The sequence below is a fragment of the Embleya sp. L77 genome (assembly GCF_055557415.1).
This window is the reverse complement of the sequence record NZ_CM145709.1, coordinates 4,480,049-4,500,969: the sequence shown is the minus strand read 5'-3', so window position 1 is coordinate 4,500,969 and position 20,921 is coordinate 4,480,049. Positions and strand designations below refer to the sequence as shown.

Below are 20,921 nucleotides of genomic sequence, written 5' to 3'. Positions count from 1 at the left end.
CCGCGCACGCCGGTCGCACCGGGCCGCCGGGACGGCGATGCCACCGACGCGCCCCCGAACGGTGATCAGTATCACGTCGAGGAAGGCCCCGCGAACGCATTTTCGGAGACGCGCGGTGGAGACGAAGGGTGAGCACACGGGCCGCGACTCCCGCGCCGGATGACCCCGAAGGCCCGGGCCGGATCATTCGAACCCGCGCACGATCGGCCGGATTTCTCCGTCCGACGCCGGTTTTCGGCCACTGTGCCGCGCATCCGGGCATTCCGCTTCCACGACGACACGGTCGCTATATCTTTGCCAACGTTGCCCGCGCAAGCCGGGCGCCGGAGCCGGTTCGACCACCGGTTCGCTCGGCGCGAGGCGCCCGCCACGGCGGGCACGAAGCCGGGAATCCCCCGCCGTATCGGCCCTCGGCCGGTGCCTCGGACCCCGCGAAGGGGCTTCGATCACGGCCCGAAGCGGGTTCCCACGTTCGATACGAGACGCACATCACATCCCCCAGGGAGCAACCTGAGGGGGCCTCCGGAAGTCAATGATGCGGAGACTCGCATCGCGCGGCCTCCATTTTCTCGACCCGTTTGAAGGGAACCCCGAAAAGTGGCAGGTAAAGCGATGCGACGGCGCACCGTTCCGGCCGTCCTGGTCGCCGGAGCGATCCTGTTCACGGGGGCCTGCGGGCTGCTGGACGGCGACGACAAGGGCGACAAGACGAGCAACGCGGGCAGCGAGTCCAAGGTGGCCCCCGGAGCGTCCGGCGGTGCCGCGGGCGGCACCGAGTCGGGCAAGCCCCAGGAACCGGCCAAGGGCGCCGCACCCCAGGTGAACATGACCCCCGAGGACGGCGCGACCGGTGTGGACCTCGGCGACCCGCTGACCTTCGCGGTCGAGGGCGGAAAGATCACCGCGGTCAAGGTGGTCAACGCCAAGGGTGAGCCGGTCGACGGCACCCTCGCCGCGGACGGCAAGTCCTGGAAGCCGAAGGTCCCCTTCACGCCCGGCGGTCAGTACACGGTCAGCACCACCGCCGCCAACGCGGACAACCAGCCGACGACGGTGTCCACCCGGTTCACCACCCAGACGCTGGGCAAGGAGGTGACCGCGTCGATCTTCCCGGACGGCGGGACGGTCGGCGTCGGCCAACCGGTGTCGGTGCGCTTCGACCGGCCGATCACCAACAAGGCCGAGGCGGAGAAGGCGATGAAGGTCACCGCCACTCCGGCGGTGTCCGGCGCGTGGCACTGGTTCGGCAACACGCGCGTGGAGTGGCGGCCGAAGGATTACTGGAAGGCCGGCACGAAGGTCAAGGTCGACCTCAACCTGCGCGGCGCGGACCTGGGCGGCGGCGCGGGCTCCAAGCAGTACAAGAGCTTCAACTTCGCGATCAGCAACATCGCCCGGATCTCCACCGTCGACGTGGCCGCCAAGACGATGACCACGACCGAGAACGGCAAGGTGGTCAAGACCACCAAGGTCACCACCGGCGAGTCCCCCAAGTACGACACGTGGGGCGGCGTGATGGTGGTGATGGAGAAGTACACCCAGACCCGGATGAACTCGGCCACCGTGGGCCTGGGCCAGGAGTACAACATTGCGGACGTCCCGTCGGCGGTCCGGATCACCACCTCCGGCACCTTCGTGCACGGCAACTACTGGTACGACAAGTCGAATCCGCCGTTCGGTCGGGCCAACACCAGCCACGGCTGCGTGAGCATGACACCCGAGGACGCCAAGTGGTTCTACGACCATGCGGATCGCGGCGACGTGGTCAAGGTGATCAACTCCAAGGAGCGCGCCGTCGCGGCGGACAACGGCTACGGCGCGTGGAACCTGACCTGGTCGCAGTGGCTGGCCACGAGCGCGACCAAGCAGTGACCCGGGCCTGACCGCCGGGGGCGCACCGCGGTCGCGCCCCCGGCGGCCCGATCGAGCGATGCGCACCGAGCGTCACGCGTCAATTGAGACGGCGATCACACGGTCCCCCGCGCAACGGCGGCAGCGCTGCCGGCGTCCCTTTGGTGAATCCACCTGAGGGAACGAGCACCGGGGGACCCTGTCCATGAATCGAACCACCCGACGCGTCGGAGTCGCCACGCTGGTCGCCGCGTCGTTGCTGCTGACCGGCGCCTGTAGCAAGGACGACGCGAAGAAGGCGCCGAACCCGGGCAAGGCCGCCGGCGAGAACCGCGCCGGCCCGGTGGACCCGGCCGTCGTCACGCTGACCCCCGCGGACAAGACCACCGGCGTCGAGCCCGGGATGCCGATCACGATCGCGGTCGGCGGCGGCAAGATCGCCGAGGTCAAGGTGATCAACGCGAGCGGTGAATCGGTGGACGGCGCGCTGGCGGGCAACACGTGGAAGCCCAAGGTGCCGTTCATGTACGGCGGCAAGTACACGGTGACCGCGACCGCGACCAACGCGGAGAACAAGCCGACCACCGCAACCGCCGCGTTCACCGTGCTCAACCCCACCCAGGCGGCCACCGCGACGTTCATGCCGGACGCGGACTCCACCGTCGGCGTCGGCCAGCCGGTCTCGATCACGTTCGACGAGCCGGTGAAGAACCACAAGGCGGTGCAGGAGGCGATCAAGGTCACCGCCACCCCGGCGGTGGAAGGCGCGTGGCACTGGTTCGGCAACTCGCGGGTGGAGTGGCGGCCGAAGGACTACTGGCAGGTCGGCACCCAGGTGAAGGTCGACCTCAACCTGCGCGGTGTGGACCTCGGCGGCGGCGTGATGTCGAAGCAGTTCAAGAGCTTCTCGTTCAAGATCTCGGACACCAAGCGGATCGCCGTCGTGGACGCCAATGCGCACACGATGACCGTCTCCGAGAACGACCAGGTGGTCAAGACGATTCCGATCACCGCGGGCGAGGACCCCAAGTACACGACGTGGAACGGGATCATGGTGATGGAGGAGCGCTACCCCACGCTCGACATGAACTCGCAGACGGTGGGCTTGGGCAACGAGTACGACCAGAAGGCCGTGCCGAACGCGATCCGGATCACCGAGTCGGGCACCTTCCTGCACGCGAACACGTGGGCGACGACGAACCCGTTCGGCAACGCCAACACCAGCCACGGCTGCATCAGCATGACGCTGGAGAACGCCAAGTGGCTGTACGACCGTTCGATCCGCGGTGACATCGTCCAGGTCAAGGGCAACGAGGAGAAGCCGGTCGCGGCCGACAACGGCTACGGCGCGTGGAACCTGACCTGGGAGCAGTGGACCGCCGGCAACTGACCCACCGGCCGACGGCCGACCCGCACGCTCTCCCTAACCTGTCCGCATGACCACCCCCGAGGACCCACCGCTGCTGGACGACGCAACGCTGACCCGCTCGCCGGTCGTGGCGAACAACGCGATGAACCGCGAGCGGGGTCTGCGCGGAGTCAACAGCTACGCACCCGAGTTGGGCTTCGACCCGCTGTCCCGGTTGGGCCCCGGGACGGCGTGGCTCGACCTGTGTTGCGGGTCCGGCAGAGCGCTGTTCGAAGCGGCCGCTGATCCGCGTGCCGAGGGCGTACGGATCACCGGCGTCGACCTCGTCGACTTCTTCCTCCCCGCCGCCCGCCCGGCCGGACTCGACCTGATCGCGGCCGACGCGACCGGGTGGACCGCGCCGCGGCGCTACGACCTGATCACCTGCGTACACGGTCTGCACTACGTGGGCGATCGACTCGGGCTGCTCGCCCGGATCGCGTCCTGGCTGACGCCCACCGGCCTGTTCGTCGCCGACTTCGACCCGGCCGGACTCGCACTGGGTGCGCTGCCGGGCGGCGCGGCCCCACCAGGATCCGCCGGAGGTGCCCCGGCCGCCGACGTGCCGGGCGAGTTGCGCCGCCAGGGCTTCGAATACGACGCGCGTCGGCGGCGACTCGTGCTGCGCGGGGCGCGGCAGGTGGTGTTCCCGTACACCTACCTGGGTGCGGACGACACGGCCGGGCCCAACTACACGGGTCAACCGGCGGTACGTGCTCACTACACCGGGACGTGACCGATACCACGGCGGTGACTGCGCCCGAATGAGCGTATGAAATGTTGAACACACCGACGACGGGTACGCCTGCCCACGGAACAACCCTTCCGACCGCGTTCCGACAGTCGTTCAGGCAACCGTTTCGAAGTTTTTCCCGACAAACCCTCCCCTGGCGAGACGAGGCAGCCGTGTGTTGGAGCGCCGAAGCCGATCTCGTGATGGGCAGCGCCATCACGGCCGTGGGCATAGCAAGCGTCGCCTCGGTACGACGGATCAACGATCTGCCGATGGCGATGTTGCCGGTGATCCTCGGCGCTCATCAACTGGTCGAGGCGGTGGTGTGGAAGGGCGAGCGGGGTGCGGTGTCCGCCGGCACCGCCGAGATCGCCCGCGAGGCCTGGGCGGTGATCGCCTTCCCGCTGCTGCCCGCCTTCGTCCCGCTCGCCGTGGTGGCCGCGCAATGGCCGCTGGAGCGCGGCCGGGAGCGGGTCCGGGCGACCTTCTTCGTGCTGCTCGGCCTGGTGGTCGCCGGCGCGCTCGGACACGCGCTGGTATCCCGCCCGGTGAACGCCGAGATCTGCGGGAACACCGTGCGCTACTCGGTGGGCATCCCCGGCGCCCCGTGGGTGATCGCCGGCTACCTGGTGGCGACCCTGGGATCGCTGCTGCTGGCCCGGGATCGATTGTTGCGCTTTCTGGGCCTGGTCTGCGCCGTCGGCGCGGCCGTCACGATGCGGCTGTGGTTCCACGCCTTCGCCTCGACCTGGTGTGCCGTGGCGGCCGTCGCGAGCGTGATCGTGCTGTGGTGGGTGCGCTCCCGACGCGACCTGCCGGCGGGAGGCCCCGGGCACAGACACGGGCCGATTTCCGAACTCGTGCGCTGAGACCGGCGATCCCGGCACGCCCCGCCGGTGCCGACGGCGGGGGGATCGTGTGCCGGTGCCGGCGATCAGGGCAACAGCAGTGAACTGTCGCCGAACTCGTGCCACAGGTAGCCCTCGGCGAGCGCCTCGTCGTACGCCCGGCGCACCACCGCCGGACCCACCACCGCCTCCAGGAGCAGCAGGTGGGTGGCCTCCGGCGCATGCAGACCGCTGATGATGCCGTCGACCACCCGGGCCGGTCGGTCCGGGCCGAGCAGCAGGTCGGTCCAGCCGCGCGCGGCCGCGATCTCGCCGTCGGGTCGGACCGCCGACTCCAGCGCCCGGGTCACCGTGGTGCCCACCGCGATCACCCGACGGGCCTGCCGGACCAGGTTCGCCGTGTGCTCGGGCACGCTGAACCACTCGCGCAGCGGCGGCTCGCCCACGTCCTGCGAGGACACCCCGGTGTGCAGCACGATCGGCGCGACCCCGACGCCGCGGGTGATCAGGTCCACCACGAGTTCGTTGGTGAACGGGCGTCCCGCGCTCGGCATCTCGGCGCTGCCCTCGTCTCGCGCGAAGACCGTCTGATACGCCGTCAGCGGCCACCGTTCGCGCACGTAGGCGTAGGTGATCGGACGACCGCGATCGGCCAGGAAGGTCTCCACCCGGGCGTGCGGCACGGTGATCCGGGCCTTCCACAACCGCTGCGGGGTGTGTTCCGCCGGATACGGGTCCAGCAGCAGTGCCATCCCGCATCCGGTGCCGGGAAAGCGCACCGCCTCGAACCGGCGCACGCCGTCCACCGGCCCGGGTGTGCCGTCGGTGTGCCGCAGTTCGAGCACCCAGGTCTCGGCGTCGATCCGGGTGGCGAAGTGCACGGTCACCGGCGAGCCGTCGGCGCGATAGCCGTCCACCGCGGCGGGCAGCGTCGCGGAGGTGTTCACCACCAGCAGGTCGCCCGGGCCCAGGTGCCGGCCGAGGTCGCGGAACACGGTGTGCTCGACTCGCCCCTCGGCGTGCACGAGCAGCCGGATCCCGTCCCGGGTCAGGCCGCGTGCCTCGGCGGGTTCGGTCGCCGCCTGGGCGACGGGGGTGCTCACGAGGTCACCGCCGAGGCGAACTCGGCGACGGTGTACCGGCCGCTCGCGGGACGCTCGTCGAGCAGCCGCAGCAGCGCCGGCGCCACCGTCTCGGCGGCCGGCCGATCGGAGACGTCCTCGCCCGGGAACGCCTGTCGGTGCAGGTCGGTGTTCATGTCGCCGGGGTCGAACGCGTAGACGTCCAGGCCGGGTTGCTCGGCGGCCAGGGTCGCGGTGACGTGGTCGAGCGCGGCCTTGGTGGAGCCGTAGCCGCCCCAGCCGGGATAGGCGTTGACGGCGGCGTCCGAGCTGACGTTCACGACGGCGCCGCGATCGGGTCGTTTGAGCAGCAGGGGCAGGGTCAGTTGGGTGAGCGCGAGCGGCGCGAACACGTTCACCTCGTACGCTCGGGCCAACTCGGCGAGCGGGTAGCCGGCCAGCGGCGGCATCGGGCTCGGGCCGAGCACGCTCGCGTTGTTGACGAGCAGGTCGAGCCGACCGGACTCGCGCACCACGTCGCACAGTTCGCGGCGGTGCGCGGGGTCGGACACGTCGCCGGCGACGGCGATCACGTCGGTGTCGCCGCGCAGTTCGTCGGCGGCACGGGCCAGATCGGCGGCTCCGCGAGCGTCCAGGACCAGGGTCCAGGAGCGGGCGGCGAGCGCGTGGGCCAGGGCCAGGCCGAGCCCCCGCGAAGCGCCGGTGATGAGTGCGACAGGCATGGTGTTCTCCAGGGGAATTCCACACCCCACCCGGTGATGGGCTGCCCGTCTACACTGCAAGTTCAAGTGCACTTCAGGTCAAGCGGACGAAACCGGAAATCGGCCGGATCGTGGACCGGACTTCAGGAGGCGGCGTGCTCACCGGGACGGACTTGTTGACGGTCGGCCAGATGACCGCGCGCAGCGGATTCGCGGCATCCGCACTGCGCTACTACGAGGCGGAGGGCTTGATCAGCGCGAGCCGCACGTCGGGCGGGCAGCGCCGCTACGAGCGGCACATCCTGCGCCGATTGGCGTTCATCCGCGCGGCGCAGAACATCGGCCTCTCCCTGGAGGAGATCAAGGACGCCCTCGGCAAGCTCCCGGAGGGCCGAACGCCCACGCCCGCCGACTGGGCCAAGATCAGCCGGGCCTGGCGCGGGCGTCTGGAGGAGGAGATCGAGGCACTGATACGACTGCGGGACGGCCTGGAGCAGTGCATCGGCTGCGGCTGCCTGTCGATGAAACGCTGCCGCATCTCCAACCCCGACGACGTCGCCAGCCGCTACGGCTCCGGCGCCGTAGCCCTCCCCGAACTCCTCCGCGAAGACCGCCGCACACACGGCTGACACCCCCGAACCCCCCTCCGTCCACCAACCCCAAACACCGGCCGAACCGCCCCCAAGCCCAACCGGCACATGAAACCAACCAGCCCGGCCGGCGCATGAGGCCACTCGGCCGAAGGCCGGGTCACATCAGCCCGGCCGGCGTTTGAGGCCAAGTAGCCCGGCCGGCGCTTGAGGCCACTCGGCCGAAGGCCGGGTCACAAGCCCGGCCGGCGCATAAGGCCAAACAGACCCGATCAGTACCGGTCCCGCACAACCGCAGCCCGCCCCCCACCGGAAGCCCCCACCGGAACCGCGGGAGCGGCAGGTGCGGCGAGTGCCGACCAATTCGGCTTCACCCCGACGTCATACGTCCGCAACTTCGAGAGCACCGCAGGATCTTGCACGTCGAGCCAGTCCACCAGATCGCGGAAGCTCACACACTTCGTCTCCGGCCGCGTGCACGCGGTCCGCATGGTGCGCTCGACGGCCTTCATGTAGATGCCGCCGTTCCACCCCTCGAAGTGGTTGCCGATCATCAGCGGCGCCCGGTTCCCGTTGTACGCGCGGTCGAAGCCGGCCATGTAGCTCGCATACGCCTGGTCCTCCCACTCCTGGAACTTGGCCGGATCGCCCTTGACCGTGCGCGACTGGTTGAACATCACGTTGTAGTCCATCGACAGGACCTCGAACTTGCGTCCCGGCAGCGGGATTTGCTGCAACGGCAGGTCCCACACCCCGTTCACCTTGTCCGGCCACACCTGCCGCCCGCCGGGCGAACTCGCGTCATAGCGGAAGCCCAGCGACGGCGCGGCCGAGAGCAGCGCCTTCTGGCCCTCAAGGCACGGCGCCCGGCCGCCGATCAGTTCCTTGTCGTAGTCGAACGGAAGCGCCGGCATGTCGGTCCACCCGGTGTTGGTCTTCCAATTCTTGACGAACGCCTTGGCCTGATCGACCTCGCTGCGCCAGTCGTCGGCCGACCACGAGCCGCCGCCGGTCGGCCCGCAGAAATGGCCGTTGAAGTGGGTGCCGATCTCGTGGCCCTCGTTCCACGCGGCGCCGAGCTGTTCCAGCGTCATCCGCAGGTGGGTGTCGTCGAGGTAGCCGATGTCCGAGGCCCCGATCGGCTTGTGCGGCGGCTGGTATCGGGCCTTCCTGGCCTCCGGCAGCACGTACACCCCGGACAGGAACAGCGTCATCTTCGCGTTGCTCTCCTTGGCCACCTGGCGGAAGCGGGAGAACAACTTCTTGTCGTCCTCGCCGGCGCCGTCCCAGGAGAACACCACGAACTGGGGCGGAGCCTGGCCCGGCGCGAGCTTCTCCGGCTTGAGCCGGCCCGGCTGCTCCCCGGTGTTCGACGTGGAACCGTCGCCGATCAGGGTCGGTGCCTGCGCAGGCGCTCCCTGGGCACCTCGGGCCGGCGCCGCGGCCTTCTGCTTCGGGTCGTCGCCGTGCCCCCGCGCGAGAACGATGAAGCCGATGGCGGCGACCACCGCCACCACCAGAACGATTACGGCCACGCCGCGGGATGATCGCACGAGTGCCCCAAATGATCGTAAATGTGTGAAATCCACAGCAGGCTAAGTCGCCCGTCGACACGGTTGGTGGCACGCCGAGCCGCGCGATCGGTCATGTCACCGCATGGGATGAACCGGTACGGCCACTCGGCGGCAGGGTGATCGCGCTCACCGGCCCGTCGAGGTGTCCACAGGCAGCGAACGGGCTATGGATAGCCCGGGTCGGAGTCGGCCCGGGCCCGCGTTCGAGGCCACCCGGAGCACGGCCGATCCGAAGGGCGCCTCGATGCACCGAACGCTTCGGGAGGCGAGGGACACCCTCGTACCGCCCCGCGAGGTGGGCCCACTCCCGCCGCTGCTGATCGTGCTCACCATGGTGACCGGCCTGGTGGACGCGCTCAGCTACCTCGAACTGGGCCGGGTGTTCGTCGCGAACATGACCGGCAACGTGGTCTTCACCGGCTTCGCCCTGGCCGGCGCCCCGGGATTGTCCGTGGCCGCCTCGATGGCCGCGCTGGCCGCGTTCCTGGTCGGCGCCGCCGCCGGTGGCCGACTCGGCGCCACGTTCGGCGACCGGCGGCTGCACCTGCTCCGGGTCGGCTGCACGCTCCAGGCCGTGCCGATCGCGGCGGCCCTGGTGGTGGCCGCGGCGGTGAGCGGGCAGGGCACCGGCGAGCGGTACACGCTGATCGTGCTCCTCGGCCTGGCCATGGGACTCCAGAACGCGGTGGCCCGGCGGCTGGCCGTACCGGACCTGACCACCACGGTGTTGTCCCAGACGCTCACCGGCCTGGCCGCGGACATGCGCCTGTTCGGCGGGCCCGGCTCGCGCGCGGGCCGCCGACTGCTCTCCGCGTTCGCGATGGCGCTCGGCGCGTTCTCCGGCGCGACGCTGGTGCTCCAGGTACACGTCCTGGCCGCCTTCGCCGCGCCGCTCGTACTGCTGATCGGCACGGCCGCGTTCGCGTACCGCCTGGATCGCCCGACCGGCCCGGCCGAGGCCCGGGACGAGGGCGCGCGCTCCGCCCGCACCGACGCCGATCCGGAGCCCCCCGCCCCACCGGACGGGAAAACCCTTTGAGGTCCGCGCCGGCCGGGGTTACTCTGGCTCGGTCACATTGTCGTCCGTTTGGATGGTCTGTTGCGCATCTGAGGTCCGGACATCGCGCCGCTTGAGCCCTTCGTGCTCGCGGTCGCGTTCTCGACCTCGGTGTGGCCGTCCCGGACGACTTCTTCATGTCCGGCCCCTCCCGATCCCGCCGCGCGGTGTCCCACGCGATCCGTTCACCACGTGTCCCAGGGAGCCGCCCCATGTCTTTTCCGACCACCCCCGCGATCGTCTGTTCCGACCTGTCCTTCGCCTGGCCGGACGGAACCCCCGTCTGCACCGGCCTCGATCTCGCCATCGGCAACGGCCGCACCGGCCTGGTCGGGGCGAACGGCGCGGGCAAGTCGACCCTGCTCAAACTGATCGCCGGCGTCCTGCGGCCCACATCCGGGTCGATCACCGTCGGCAGCGACCTCGGCTACCTGCCGCAGCACCTCCCGCTCGACGCGGCCCGGCGCGTCGACGACGTACTGGGCATCGCCGAAACGCGCGCCGCACTGTTGGCGATCGAGGCCGGCGACGCGGACGTACGGCACTTCGACGCGGTCGGCGACGACTGGGACGTCGAGGAACGCGCCCGGGCACAACTGGACCGGCTCGGGCTGCCGCACGTCGACCTCGACCGCACGGTCGGCACGCTGTCCGGCGGCGAGTCGGTACTGCTCGGGCTGGCCGCGTTGTTGCTGCGCCGTCCCAACGTACTGCTCCTGGACGAGCCGACCAACAACCTCGACGCGTCCGCGCGCGAGCGGCTGTACGACGCGGTGCGCGGCTATCCGGGCGTGCTCCTGGTGGTCAGCCACGACCGGGTCCTGCTCGACCTGGTGGACCGGATCGTCGAATTGCTCCCGGACCGGGCCCGCACCCACGGCGGAAATCTCAGCGCCTATCTGGAGGTCCTGGAACAGGAACGCGCGACCGCCGAGCGACTGGTCCGCACCGCACAGACCGACCTGCGCAAACAGAAGCGGGAACTGGCCGAGGCCCAGGTAAGACTGGCCCGCCGGGTCCGGACCGGCCGCAAGGCCCAGTTGGAAGGCGGCGTGCCCCGGATCGTCGCGGGCAACCTCAAGCGGGCCGCCGAGGTCTCCGCGGGCAAGCTCAGGGGCACCCACGAGGGCCGACTCGACGATGCCCGCACGCGGTTGTCCGAGGCGAAGGACGCGGTACGCGAGGACAAGGAGATCCGGATCGAGCTGCCGGAGACCGAGGTGCCCGCCGGGCGCACGGTGCTCGTCGCCGAGGGCCTGAACACCGCGGACGGCCTGTACGGCCCGGACGGCCTGGACCTGATCGTGCGCGGCCCCGAACGCATCGCGCTGACCGGCGACAACGGCTCGGGCAAGACCACGCTGCTTCGGCTGCTCACCGGCGCGGAGCAACCGGCCGAGGGCACCGTGCGAATCGACGTCGAGGGGGTGCGGCATCTGCCCCAGCGGCTGGACGTACTGGACGAGGACGAAAGTGTCCTGGCCAACGTGCGCCGCTTCGCGCCTTCGGCGTCGGACGCGGAACTGCGCGGCCGGCTGGCCCACTTCCTGTTCAGGGGCAACCGCTCCGAACAACCGGTGGGCACCCTCTCCGGCGGCGAACGTTTCCGCGCGGTCCTGGCCGCACTCCTGTCCGCCGACCCGCCGCCACACCTACTGATCCTCGACGAGCCCACCAACAACCTGGACCTGGCCTCGGTCCACCAACTCGAACAGGCCGTCAACGCCTACCGAGGAGCCCTCCTGGTAGCCACCCACGACCGCCCCTTCCTCACCAACATCGCCATCACCCGAACCCTCCACCTCCACCGAGGCCAGGGCCTCACTCCCCCCACCTGACCCCCAGCCCCACCCACGCCTCAAGCGCCCGCCACCCCAAACCCACCCCGGCCGGCGCTTGAGGCCACCCAGCCCGGCCGGCGCATGAGGCCAAATAGCCCGGCCGGCGCTTGAGGCCACCTGAGCCAACTCCTCGCCCACCGCCGGCAAAAATCCAGCCCGCCCGGCGCTTGAGGCCACTCAGCCCGGCCGGCGCATGAGGCCAACAGCCCCGCCGGCGCTTGAGGCCACCTGAGCCAACTCCTCGCCCACCGCCGGCAAAAATCCAGCCCGCCCGGCGCTTGAGGGCACTCAGCCCGGCCGGCGCATGAGGCCAACAGCCCCGCCGGCGCATGAGGCGAACCCAGCCCGGCCGGCGCATGAGGCCAAACGCGCCTCAACCCTCCTCGCGCGCAGGCGCCCCATCGTTGCCCCGCCGAATCGTGCGTACCGGCGCCCCCGGCCGCCAGACCCGAATGACCATCTCCTCCCCCTCGACCCCTATCCGACTCACCTCTTCCAGCTCCACCCGAAACAAATGAAACGGCTCCGGCGGACTCGTCTCGGCCGCATACCCACCCTTGACCGCTTCGTCCACGACCTCCACCGCCCGCCCGCTCACCCGCACGTCCCCGTGCTCCATCTCCGCGCCCTCCCCCGGATTCGCGAAGATCGAGAACCGTGGGTCGCGCAGCAGATCCCGCGCCTTCAACGAACCCGGCATCATGCCGAGCCACATCTGCTCGAACCGGAAGTCCACCTCCAGCCCGCTCAGCCGAGGCGCGCCGTCCCGCCGCACCGTGCCCAGCACGTGGTGTTTGTACATCCCGAACCGCTCCCGCACCGTCGCCGCGAACTCCGGCTCGGCCTTCTCGAACTCCGCCCAACTCGTCATACGCAGATCCTGCCTCACCATCCCTGACAACCGTTGGCAAGGATTCCGGGCTAGTTTCGATTCATGCGATCCGGTCGACTGGTGGCTCTCCTCCTCCACCTCCAGAACCGCCCCGGCGGGGCCACCGCCGCCGAGCTGGCAACCGAGCTGGAGGTGTCGGTCCGCACCGTCTACCGCGACGTCGCCGCGCTCCAGAGCTCCGGCGTACCGCTGTGGACCGAGACCGGGCCGCGCGGCGGGATCCGGCTGGTCGAGGGGTGGCGGACCAGGCTGGACGGGCTCACCGGCGACGAGGCCGCCGCGCTGTTCCTGTCCGGCGCGCCGCACGCCGCGGATGCGTTGGGCCTGGACACCGTGCTCGTCGCGGCGCAGACCAAGGTGATGGCCACGCTGCCCGCCGACCTGCGCACCCGCGCGGGTCGGGTCCGGCAGCGCTTCCACCTGGACGCGCCGGGCTGGTTCCAGCACGACGAGGACGTCCCGTGCCTGACCGAGGTCGCGAGTGCGGTGTGGACCGGTCGCCGACTCGACCTGCGCTACGCGCGCCGCGACCGCGAGGTGACCCGCCGGCTCGACCCGCTCGGCCTCGTCCTGAAGGCCGGCGTCTGGTATCTGGTCGCCCGCCACCGCTCCGACATCCGCAGCTATCGGGTGTCCCGTGTGGTGGCCGCGAGCGCCCGGCCGGAGCGCTTCGACCGACCCGACGGCTTCGACCTCGGCGCGTGGTGGACGCACAGCAACGACGATTTCGCCCGCTCGCTGATGCGGTCGGCCTGTGTGATCCGGGTGTCACCGTTCGGGTTGCGCCAACTGCCGCGGGTCTTCGGCCCGGTGGTCGCCGCGGACGCGCTCGCCTCGGTCGGGCCGCCGGATCCCGCCGGTTGGCGCGAACTGCGACTGCACACCGAGTCCGAGGAGGTCGCAGTGGGCCAACTGGTCGCGCTGGGTGCGCACATGGAGGCCGTGTCCCCGCCGAGCCTACGCCGCGCCCTGGCCGAGATCGGCGCCGCGATCGTCGCCAACCACAGGCCCGCGGAGGGTCCCTCGCAAGACTGACGGCACCCCCGCCCGGGGGGCGCCGAGGCCGGTCGCGACATTTCGGGAACCCCGGTCCGGATGCGGATCGTTGGTACAACCGAGGTGGACGCAGTGTGACGAATCCTTCACTCCGCTTCGAGACGTACCTCACCGGTACGGGCCTCCCCTAGGGGCAAGGGTCGATCGGCGTACTCGGGGTCCTCCCTGCGTAGGACGAGCGGGTCTGTCCTTCGAGAGGATTCGCCGGGCCCTCATCCCCCCTACGGTGATCCTGTGCACTGCAAAACGCGGAGCGCGCCACCATTACCACCTCAACTGGGGGACAGACTCGTGACTACGGCCACGGCTGCCATGACCGACGCGGACTCCAGGGGCACGATCGCCGCCCGCGCGCAGCAGCTCACCAAGGCGTACGGCGAAGGCGAGACCCGGGTCGTCGCTCTCGACAGCGTGGACGTCCAGATCGGCCGCGGTCAGTTCACCGCGATCATGGGCCCCTCCGGCTCCGGCAAGTCCACCCTGATGCACTGCCTCGCCGGTCTCGACTCGGTGAGCAGCGGCCAGAGCTGGATCGGCGACACGGAGATCACCGGCCTGAAGGACAAGGCGCTCACCAAGCTCCGTCGCGACAACATCGGCTTCATCTTCCAGGCGTTCAACCTGCTCCCGACGCTGACCGCACTGGAGAACATCACGCTGCCGATGGACATCGCGGGCCGCAAGCCGGACAAGGCCTGGCTGGACACCGTGATCGAGACCGTCGGCCTGCGCGACCGGCTCAAGCACCGCCCGAGCGAGCTCTCCGGTGGTCAGCAGCAGCGTGTCGCGTGCGCCCGCGCGCTGGCCAGTCGGCCGGAGATCATCTTCGGTGACGAGCCGACCGGCAACCTCGACTCGCGTTCCGGCGCCGAGGTGTTGGCCTTCCTGCGGCGCAGTGTCAACGAGCTCGGTCAGACCATCGTGATGGTCACCCACGACCCGAACGCGGCGTCCTACGCGGACCGGGTCCTGTTCCTGGCAGACGGTCGAATCGTCGACGAGATGCTGCGTCCCACGTCCGACGCCGTCCTGGAGCGCATGAAGCGCTTCGACGGCGCCCGGACCAGCTGAAACAGGCGGAGAGTCCCCCACCATGTTGAAAGCCACGTTCCGCAGCTTCCTCGCCCACAAGGGGCGAATGGTGCTGTCCGCCCTGGCAGTGCTGCTGTCGGTCGCGTTCGTCTCCGGCACCCTGGTATTCACCGACACGATCACCAAGACCTTCGACGACCTGTTCAAATCCACGGCGTCGGACGTCTCGGTCAAGCCCAAGTCCGAGTTCGACAAGGACGACCTCGCGCTCACCGGCGAGACGCCCACACTCCCGCGATCGGTGATCGAGAAGATCGCCAAGGTCGACGGGGTCAAGGAGGCGCACGGCGACGTCAACCTCGAATCGCTCACCGTGGTCGACAAGAACAACAAGTCGGTCGGCCCGTCCTCGGGTGCCCCGACCATCGCCACGAACTGGTTCGAGACCGACCGCACGCCGGTCAAGATCACCAGCGGTGCCGCGCCCAAGGGCCCGGCCGAGGTGCTGATCGACGCCGACACGGCGAAGAAGAAGCACGTCAAGATCGGTGACGAGCTGCGGGTGATCGCACCGAACGGCGACTTCCCGGTCAAGGTCAGCGGCATCGTCACCTTCACCACCACCAACCCCGGCGCGGCCCTGATCTCGTTCGACGACGCGGCCGCCTCGCAGCGACTGCTCGGCGACCCGAACGTCGTCACCTCGGTGTCGGTGTCCGCCGCGAACGGGGTCAGCGACCAGGACCTCAAGCAACGCGTGCAGCAGCTGCTCAACGACCCGAAGACCTTCGAGGTCCAGACGGCCGCGGAGTCCGCCAAGGACGCCAACGACCAACTCGGCAGCTTCCTGAACGTGATGAAGTACGCGATGCTCGGCTTCGCCGGTGTCGCCGTGCTGGTCGGCATCTTCCTGATCTTCAACACCTTCTCGATGCTGGTCGCCCAGCGCACCCGCGAGTTGGGCCTGATGCGGGCGATCGGCGCGAGCCGGGCGGACGTGAACCGCTCGGTGCTGCTGGAGGCGGTCCTGCTGGGCGTGGTCGGCTCGACGCTCGGCCTGCTGGCCGGCCTCGGTCTGGCCGTCGGACTCAAGGCGTTGATCAGCGCGGTCGGGATCAACCTCAAGGGCACGTCCCTGGTGATCAAGACCTCCACCCCGATCGTGGCCTACCTGGTCGGCGTGATCGTCACCGTGATCGCCGCGTACGTCCCGGCTCGCCGCGCGGGCAAGGTCGCTCCGATGGCGGCCCTGCGCGAGGCCGGTGCGCCGCCGCAGAAGTCGATCAAGACCCGCTCGATCATCGGCGCGGTGCTGTTCGGCCTGGGGGCGCTCGCGCTGGTCGCGGGGGCCACCGCGGAGAACGGCGGACAGGGCGGCGGACTCCTCGGCCTGGGCGTGCTGTTCACGCTGCTCGGCTTCATCGTGCTGGCGCCGCTCCTGGCTCGCACGGTGGTCCCGGCGCTGGCCTCCTGGTACCCGAAGCTGTTCGGCTCGATGGGCCGGCTCAGCCGGGAGAACGCACTGCGCAACCCGCGTCGTACCGGCGCCACCGCGTCGGCGATCATGATCGGCGTCGCCCTCGTCAGCGGTATGGCGGTCGCGGCCTCGTCGATGTCGGCCTCCTTCGACAAGCAGATCGACAAGTCCCTGGGCGCCGACTACACCGTCCAGTCGCTGACCGGTACCTTCCCCGAGCCCATCGTCCAAGCGGTGCGGAAGACGCCCGGCATCGGCGAAGTGGTCGCCTCGACCCTGAGCAACGCGACGATCACCGCGGACGGCAAGTCCAAGAAGGACTTCGTCCTCGGCTCGGACCCGGGCTTGGACGGCACGGTCAGGACCACCTACCTCCAGGGCAGCGGCGACGCGGCCATCTCGGCGGGCAAGGCGGCCATCGGCGAGGACTTCGCCAAGGATCACCACCTCGGCATCGGCGGCAAGATCGAACTCGCCTTCCCGAACGGGCAGAAGACCACGGTCGAGGTCGGCGCGATCCGCAAGAAGTCCGACGATGTCATCGGTATGGGCGACACCCTCGTGATCCCGAACACGATCATGAAGAAGTTCGTCCCGAACGTGCAGTACCAGAGCGTGAGCATCAACGCGGCCAGTGGTCAGGACGAGAAGAAGGTCGGCGCCGCGCTCAAGGCGTCGCTCGATCCCTTCCCGCAGGTCAAGGCCCGCGACCAGAGCGACTACAAGGAACTGATCGGCAAGCAGATCGACACGTTCCTGTACCTGATCTACGGTCTGCTCGGCCTGGCGATCATCATCTCGATCCTCGGCGTGATCAACACGCTGGCGCTGTCGGTGGTCGAGCGCACCAGGGAGATCGGCCTGATGCGGGCGATCGGCGCCTCGCGCCGGCAGATCCGCCGGATGATCCGCCTGGAGTCCATGGTGATCGCGGTGTTCGGCGCCCTGGTCGGGCTCGCGCTCGGCATGGCGTGGGGCATCGGGGCCCAGCGTCTGCTGGCCAAGCAGGGCCTGGACGTCCTGGAGATCCCGTGGGGCACGGTCATCGGCATCGTGATCGCCGCAGCGGTGGTCGGCCTGCTGGCCGCCGTGATGCCGGCCTTCCGGGCGGCGCGGATGAACGTCCTGCGAGCGATCGCGACGGACTGATCCGCACCGGGTGATCCACCCATGAAGCAGCCGGCTCCCCATCCTCCCCCCTTGGGGAGCCGGTGATCGAAGAGCCCCCGAACCACCTTGCGCAGGTGGTTCGGGGGCTCTTTCGCGTGCCACGCGAGAAGGCCGGGGCGCGGATCGGCCCGCCGTTCGGGATGGCTACAACTACGGCCGAGGGGTTTCCCGATCGGCCTTCAGTGCGCTTTCCCGACGGGTCTTCAGGGCCCGGCGGCAGACCTGGTCGGCCTGGCGGGTGGTTTCCGGGAGGCGGTAGCGCGGGGTGAGGGCCAGCACGTGTGCGCAGGCCGTGTCCAGGTCGACGCCGTGGCCGATCGACACGAACACCGGCTTGATCGCATCGCGGGTGCGCAACGCGCGCCCCACCACGTCCCCTTCGTGCACGAGGTCGGCCGCATCCCCGCGCTTGTCCCCCAGCGTCTCGTACGCGCCGACGAAGGGCGTCTTCCCGACCCCGACGGTCGGCAGCCCGGTCAGCACGCCGAGGTGGCAGGCCAGCCCGAACCGGCGCGGATGGGCCAGCCCCTGCCCGTCGCAGACCAGCAGATCCGGTGCGGTGTCGAGCTGTTCGAGCGCGGCCGACAACGCCGGAACCTCTCGGAAGGCGAACAGCCCGGGCACATACGGAAATGTCGCCACGCCGTGCACGACGGACCGCTCCACCACCGCATGCGTGCGGGCGTCCAACACCACGACGGCGGCGGCCAGTTCGTCCGAGTCCTCGGCGTAGGCCACATCCAGCCCGGCCACGAGTCGCACCTGCGCCGGCCCCGGTCCGGGCCCGACGGTGTCCACCGACGGCCGCAACCGATCCTGCACGGCCAACGCCTCGGCAACCGTCCGGGGCCAGGGCTCGGTCGCCTCGGTGGCGTCCGTCGCCCCGGTCGCCCCGGTCGCGGAAGAAGTGCTCATCCCGGAACGCTACCGCCCGAGCGTTTTCGCGAAGCCGCTCGATAACGCCGATCGGCGCCGTCCGCGTGGCGAGCCGGTTCGTGGCCGGGAAGGCCCCGCTACCCCGGCAGCGGTACCCGGGCGTGCGCGCCGGTGCGGCCGGTACCGAATACGGCGGTGGCGCCCAGGTAGGTGCGGGCCTGATCGCGGGTCAGGCCGTGGCCGGCGACCAGGAGCTCCTCGCCCTGGGCGGCGCACTGGCGCAGCGCGAGGGCCGGATCGGCGGCGATGCCCAGCGGGATCAGCGCGTCCGCCGTGGTCGCGAACGGACGGCGGGGGTTGCCGAATCGCGTGCGGGCCGCCTCATACGAGATCACCTCGACGCGCAGGGTGACCCGAAGCGGCCCCTCCAGCGCCGCGCCGTGGCCGTGCGCCAGGCGCGGGCCGCCGAGGTGGAGCAGGGCACCGGCGGTCTGCACCGGCAGGTGGAGGGTGGTGCCCGCGCCCAGGATCGGCAGGTCGAGGTTGCCGCCGTGCGACCCCACCCGGGTGGACAGCCGGCGCAGGCCGTCTGGGGTGGCCACCCCGAGCACCGCCAGGCTCGGCCGCAGCCGCAGCGCCAGGTCGCCGGCCGCGGTGGGGATCCGGGCGAAGCCGTCCCGGATCGGGCACACGGTGACCGGCGGGGTGCCGCGGCCCCGCCCGTGCCGCTCGGTCAATACGCCGTAGGAGGTGCGCGGGACCAGATCGAGCAGGTGCACCGCGAGTACGTCGCCCGGACGCGCGCCGGCCACCGAGATCGGACCGGTGATCACGTGCGGGCCGTCCACGACCGGATCGTGCGCGACGTCGGATGCGGCCAACGCACGGTGGTCCTCCGGCACACGCTCGGCCGGGATGTGGTGCCGGCCGAAGAACGCCACCGGGTCACGGCCCTGTTCGCCGAGCAGCCCCTCGTGCGACACCGTGTCCACGGTCAACGTCTCGCCCGAGGCGGCGAGCAGCACGGGGCGATCCCGAGCACCGGGCAGCCAACCCCACAGCACGGTGCCGGGCCGGGACGGCAGGTGCTGCCGGCGGCGCCGGGGGCCCGGTACGGCGACGGGGGGCGCCTCGGTGATGGTCATGGGGACGGTTGTACGGCTTCACCGTTGCCGGTCGGCGTCGGTCGCGTTACGTACCCGTTTCGCCCACGAAGGGTGGTCCGTAACGATGCCGAAACGCCACCGCAACAGCCCCCGGCCACAGTGGGGCCGGGCGGCACGAACGCGGTACGAGGTCCGCGCCGGCCGGCCCGCGCGGACGGAGTCTCAGGGGGTAGCGATGAGCGACAGGATCACCTTGTTCGGCGCCACCCTGCCGGATGGGCGTACGCGCGACGTGGTCTTGCGCAACGGCCGGATCGGCCTGCTGCGCGAGCCGGGCCGACTCTCCCGAGGAGCCGGCGCCGGGTTGGACCTGACCGGCTACCTGCTGCTGCCGGCACCTGCCGAGCCGCACGTACACCTCGATCGCGCGCTGACCTGGGAGCCGGTGGGCTCCGACCCGGACGGACGCGACGGCGCGTGGCGATCCTGGCTGGTCCGGCCCACCCGCTACCGCCTCGGCGACCTGCGGCGACGCTCCCGCGAGGCGTTGCGCACGCTGGCCGGACACGGGGCGACCGCCGTGCGAACGCACCTGGACGTCGGCGAGGGCCGTACGCCCCTGCGCGCGGTCGAGGTGATGGCCGAACTGCGCGCCGAGTTCCACCGTGTGCTCGACCTGCAAATCGTCGCCGTCCCGGTGCCGGGAACGAGCGACCGCACCATCATGGACGCGGTGAGTGCGGGCGCGGGCGTGATCGGCGGACAGCCGAGGTTCGCACCGGATTGCCGCCAGGAGATCCGCCGATTGTTGCGCCTCGCGGACCGCGCCGGGGTGGGCCTGGACCTGCACCTGGACGACGGCTTCGACCCGCGGCTGCTCGCCGTCGGCGACCTGGCCCGACTGCTGCGCGCGTCGGGCTTCGACCGCCCGGTGACGGCCGGTCACCTGGCCGGCCTGAACCGCCTCGCCCCGTCCGCCCTCGGACGGGTCGGCGAGACGATCGCCGCCTCCGGCATGCGGGTCGTGGCACTGCCCTCCGAGCGCGGCTGCGGCCTGCCGATCCGCGAACTGATCGCGGCGGGCGTCACCGTCGCAGCCGGCGGCGACCACCTGCGCAACGCGGGGCATCCCATGGGCCTGGCCGACCCCCTGGCCACAGCCGCCGCCACCGGCCTACCGCCCACCCAGGCCTGGGCCGCGGTGGCCGGCCACGCCCGAACCGTCCTGGGCCTGGAACCCGGTGGCCTCGAACCAGGCGCCGCAGCCGACCTGTTCGCGGTCCGGGCCGGCTCCCTCGCCGAAGCCCTGCAAACCCGCCCACCGAACCGAATCACCCTCCGCGCCGGCCGAGTAATCACCCACAACGGCCGCACCCCCACCCCCCACCTCAACCAAAGCCCATCCCCCACCAAGCCCACCCAGCCAACCCGACCCCCCATACCAACGGCCGCATAGCCCCGACCACCCCCGACCACCCCACCCACAAACCACCCAAAAACTGCCGTAGCGGACGGGCACCCCATCCCGGAGCGAGCAGCAAACCGCAGCCGCGAAGCAAACGAGCAACCCACCCACCACCAAGCAACCACCCGGCCCCACAAACGCCCATGGCCCAACCCCAACGGC

17 protein-coding genes are annotated in these 20,921 nt (G+C 70.6%); 11 read left to right on the top strand and 6 right to left on the bottom strand.

The window, feature by feature from the left end; genetic code table 11:
• Positions 1 to 612: 612 nt before the first annotated feature.
• From ACZOOI_RS19310 to ACZOOI_RS19295, 4 genes are all read left to right on the top strand, one after another.
• Complete coding sequence (locus tag ACZOOI_RS19310) at positions 613 to 1,872, top strand: L,D-transpeptidase (protein WP_465277030.1); 1,260 nt, start codon at positions 613 to 615, stop codon at positions 1,870 to 1,872.
• 184 nt (positions 1,873 to 2,056) lie between these two features.
• A complete protein-coding gene (locus tag ACZOOI_RS19305) occupies positions 2,057 to 3,241 on the top strand; it encodes a L,D-transpeptidase (protein ID WP_465277029.1) in 1,185 nt (394 codons plus the stop codon).
• Positions 3,242 to 3,287: 46 nt separating this feature from the next.
• The gene (locus ACZOOI_RS19300; protein ID WP_465277028.1) at positions 3,288 to 3,995 is read left to right on the top strand and encodes a class I SAM-dependent methyltransferase; all 708 of its coding nucleotides are present in this window, start codon (positions 3,288 to 3,290) and stop codon (positions 3,993 to 3,995) included.
• A 200-nt stretch (positions 3,996 to 4,195) separates the two neighbouring features.
• Positions 4,196 to 4,861 (top strand): DUF6629 family protein, encoded by a 666-nt coding sequence (locus tag ACZOOI_RS19295; protein WP_465277027.1) that lies wholly within the window; start codon positions 4,196 to 4,198, stop codon positions 4,859 to 4,861.
• 65 nt (positions 4,862 to 4,926) lie between these two features.
• Here the strand turns inward: ACZOOI_RS19295 and ACZOOI_RS19290 are convergent, their stop codons facing one another.
• Positions 4,927 to 5,943 (bottom strand): S-adenosylmethionine:tRNA ribosyltransferase-isomerase, encoded by a 1,017-nt coding sequence (locus tag ACZOOI_RS19290; RefSeq protein WP_465277026.1) that lies wholly within the window; start codon positions 5,941 to 5,943, stop codon positions 4,927 to 4,929.
• Complete coding sequence (locus tag ACZOOI_RS19285; RefSeq protein WP_465277025.1) at positions 5,940 to 6,644, bottom strand: SDR family NAD(P)-dependent oxidoreductase; 705 nt, start codon at positions 6,642 to 6,644, stop codon at positions 5,940 to 5,942. Before ACZOOI_RS19285 ends, ACZOOI_RS19290 begins: the two co-directional genes overlap by 4 nt.
• A 134-nt stretch (positions 6,645 to 6,778) precedes the next feature.
• Between ACZOOI_RS19285 and soxR the strand changes: the two genes are divergently transcribed.
• The gene (gene soxR / locus ACZOOI_RS19280) at positions 6,779 to 7,252 is read left to right on the top strand and encodes a redox-sensitive transcriptional activator SoxR (RefSeq protein WP_465277024.1); all 474 of its coding nucleotides are present in this window, start codon (positions 6,779 to 6,781) and stop codon (positions 7,250 to 7,252) included.
• Between the two features lie 233 nt (positions 7,253 to 7,485).
• Here soxR and ACZOOI_RS19275 read toward each other — a convergent pair whose 3' ends face one another.
• Positions 7,486 to 8,748 carry a polysaccharide deacetylase family protein gene (locus ACZOOI_RS19275; protein ID WP_465277023.1) on the bottom strand — a complete coding sequence of 421 codons (1,263 nt, stop codon included), beginning with the start codon at positions 8,746 to 8,748 and terminating at the stop codon, positions 7,486 to 7,488.
• A gap of 283 nt (positions 8,749 to 9,031) precedes the next feature.
• On the opposite strand from ACZOOI_RS19275, the gene ACZOOI_RS19270 reads away from it, so the two are divergent.
• Positions 9,032 to 9,826, top strand: a complete 795-nt coding sequence (locus ACZOOI_RS19270; RefSeq protein WP_465277022.1) for a YoaK family protein — start codon at positions 9,032 to 9,034, stop codon at positions 9,824 to 9,826.
• A gap of 230 nt (positions 9,827 to 10,056) precedes the next feature.
• A complete protein-coding gene (locus tag ACZOOI_RS19265) occupies positions 10,057 to 11,682 on the top strand; it encodes an ABC-F family ATP-binding cassette domain-containing protein (protein WP_465277021.1) in 1,626 nt (541 codons plus the stop codon).
• Between the two features lie 376 nt (positions 11,683 to 12,058).
• Here the strand turns inward: ACZOOI_RS19265 and ACZOOI_RS19260 are convergent, their stop codons facing one another.
• Entirely contained in the window at positions 12,059 to 12,556 is a 498-nt protein-coding gene (locus ACZOOI_RS19260; RefSeq protein WP_465277020.1) for a pyridoxamine 5'-phosphate oxidase family protein, read from the bottom strand.
• Positions 12,557 to 12,637: 81 nt separating this feature from the next.
• Between ACZOOI_RS19260 and ACZOOI_RS19255 the strand changes: the two genes are divergently transcribed.
• The 3 genes from ACZOOI_RS19255 (at position 12,638) to ACZOOI_RS19245 (ending at position 17,291) form a co-directional block, all read left to right on the top strand.
• Complete coding sequence (locus ACZOOI_RS19255; RefSeq protein ID WP_465277019.1) at positions 12,638 to 13,612, top strand: helix-turn-helix transcriptional regulator; 975 nt, start codon at positions 12,638 to 12,640, stop codon at positions 13,610 to 13,612.
• 333 nt (positions 13,613 to 13,945) lie between these two features.
• A complete protein-coding gene (locus ACZOOI_RS19250) occupies positions 13,946 to 14,704 on the top strand; it encodes an ABC transporter ATP-binding protein (RefSeq protein WP_391583089.1) in 759 nt (252 codons plus the stop codon).
• 22 nt (positions 14,705 to 14,726) lie between these two features.
• Positions 14,727 to 17,291, top strand: a complete 2,565-nt coding sequence (locus ACZOOI_RS19245) for an ABC transporter permease (protein ID WP_465277018.1) — start codon at positions 14,727 to 14,729, stop codon at positions 17,289 to 17,291.
• A 171-nt stretch (positions 17,292 to 17,462) separates the two neighbouring features.
• On the opposite strand, the gene nfi is transcribed toward ACZOOI_RS19245, so the two are convergent.
• Together nfi and ACZOOI_RS19235 are read right to left on the bottom strand one after the other, a co-directional pair.
• Complete coding sequence (gene nfi, locus ACZOOI_RS19240; protein WP_465277017.1) at positions 17,463 to 18,227, bottom strand: deoxyribonuclease V; 765 nt, start codon at positions 18,225 to 18,227, stop codon at positions 17,463 to 17,465.
• A gap of 98 nt (positions 18,228 to 18,325) precedes the next feature.
• The gene (locus ACZOOI_RS19235; protein WP_465277016.1) at positions 18,326 to 19,333 is read right to left on the bottom strand and encodes an acetamidase/formamidase family protein; all 1,008 of its coding nucleotides are present in this window, start codon (positions 19,331 to 19,333) and stop codon (positions 18,326 to 18,328) included.
• 196 nt (positions 19,334 to 19,529) lie between these two features.
• Between ACZOOI_RS19235 and ACZOOI_RS19230 the strand changes: the two genes are divergently transcribed.
• A complete protein-coding gene (locus ACZOOI_RS19230) occupies positions 19,530 to 20,750 on the top strand; it encodes an amidohydrolase family protein (protein ID WP_465277015.1) in 1,221 nt (406 codons plus the stop codon).
• The last annotated feature ends 171 nt before the right edge of the window (positions 20,751 to 20,921 follow it).

Bases quoted from the DNA above. Each gene is read 5' to 3' on its own strand.
- ACZOOI_RS19260 (WP_465277020.1), bottom strand. From the start codon at position 12,556: ATGACGAGTTGGGCGGAGTTCGAGAAGGCCGAGCCGGAGTTCGCGGCG.
- ACZOOI_RS19230 (WP_465277015.1), top strand. From the start codon at position 19,530: ATGAGCGACAGGATCACCTTGTTCGGCGCCACCCTGCCGGATGGGCGT.
- ACZOOI_RS19305 (WP_465277029.1), top strand. From the start codon at position 2,057: ATGAATCGAACCACCCGACGCGTCGGAGTCGCCACGCTGGTCGCCGCG.
- ACZOOI_RS19300 (WP_465277028.1), top strand. From the start codon at position 3,288: ATGACCACCCCCGAGGACCCACCGCTGCTGGACGACGCAACGCTGACC.
- nfi (WP_465277017.1), bottom strand. From the start codon at position 18,227: ATGAGCACTTCTTCCGCGACCGGGGCGACCGGGGCGACGGACGCCACC.
- ACZOOI_RS19265 (WP_465277021.1), top strand. From the start codon at position 10,057: ATGTCTTTTCCGACCACCCCCGCGATCGTCTGTTCCGACCTGTCCTTC.
- ACZOOI_RS19310 (WP_465277030.1), top strand. From the start codon at position 613: ATGCGACGGCGCACCGTTCCGGCCGTCCTGGTCGCCGGAGCGATCCTG.
- ACZOOI_RS19295 (WP_465277027.1), top strand. From the start codon at position 4,196: ATGGGCAGCGCCATCACGGCCGTGGGCATAGCAAGCGTCGCCTCGGTA.
- ACZOOI_RS19235 (WP_465277016.1), bottom strand. From the start codon at position 19,333: ATGACCATCACCGAGGCGCCCCCCGTCGCCGTACCGGGCCCCCGGCGC.
- ACZOOI_RS19285 (WP_465277025.1), bottom strand. From the start codon at position 6,644: ATGCCTGTCGCACTCATCACCGGCGCTTCGCGGGGGCTCGGCCTGGCC.
- ACZOOI_RS19270 (WP_465277022.1), top strand. From the start codon at position 9,032: ATGCACCGAACGCTTCGGGAGGCGAGGGACACCCTCGTACCGCCCCGC.
- ACZOOI_RS19250 (WP_391583089.1), top strand. From the start codon at position 13,946: ATGACCGACGCGGACTCCAGGGGCACGATCGCCGCCCGCGCGCAGCAG.
- ACZOOI_RS19245 (WP_465277018.1), top strand. From the start codon at position 14,727: ATGTTGAAAGCCACGTTCCGCAGCTTCCTCGCCCACAAGGGGCGAATG.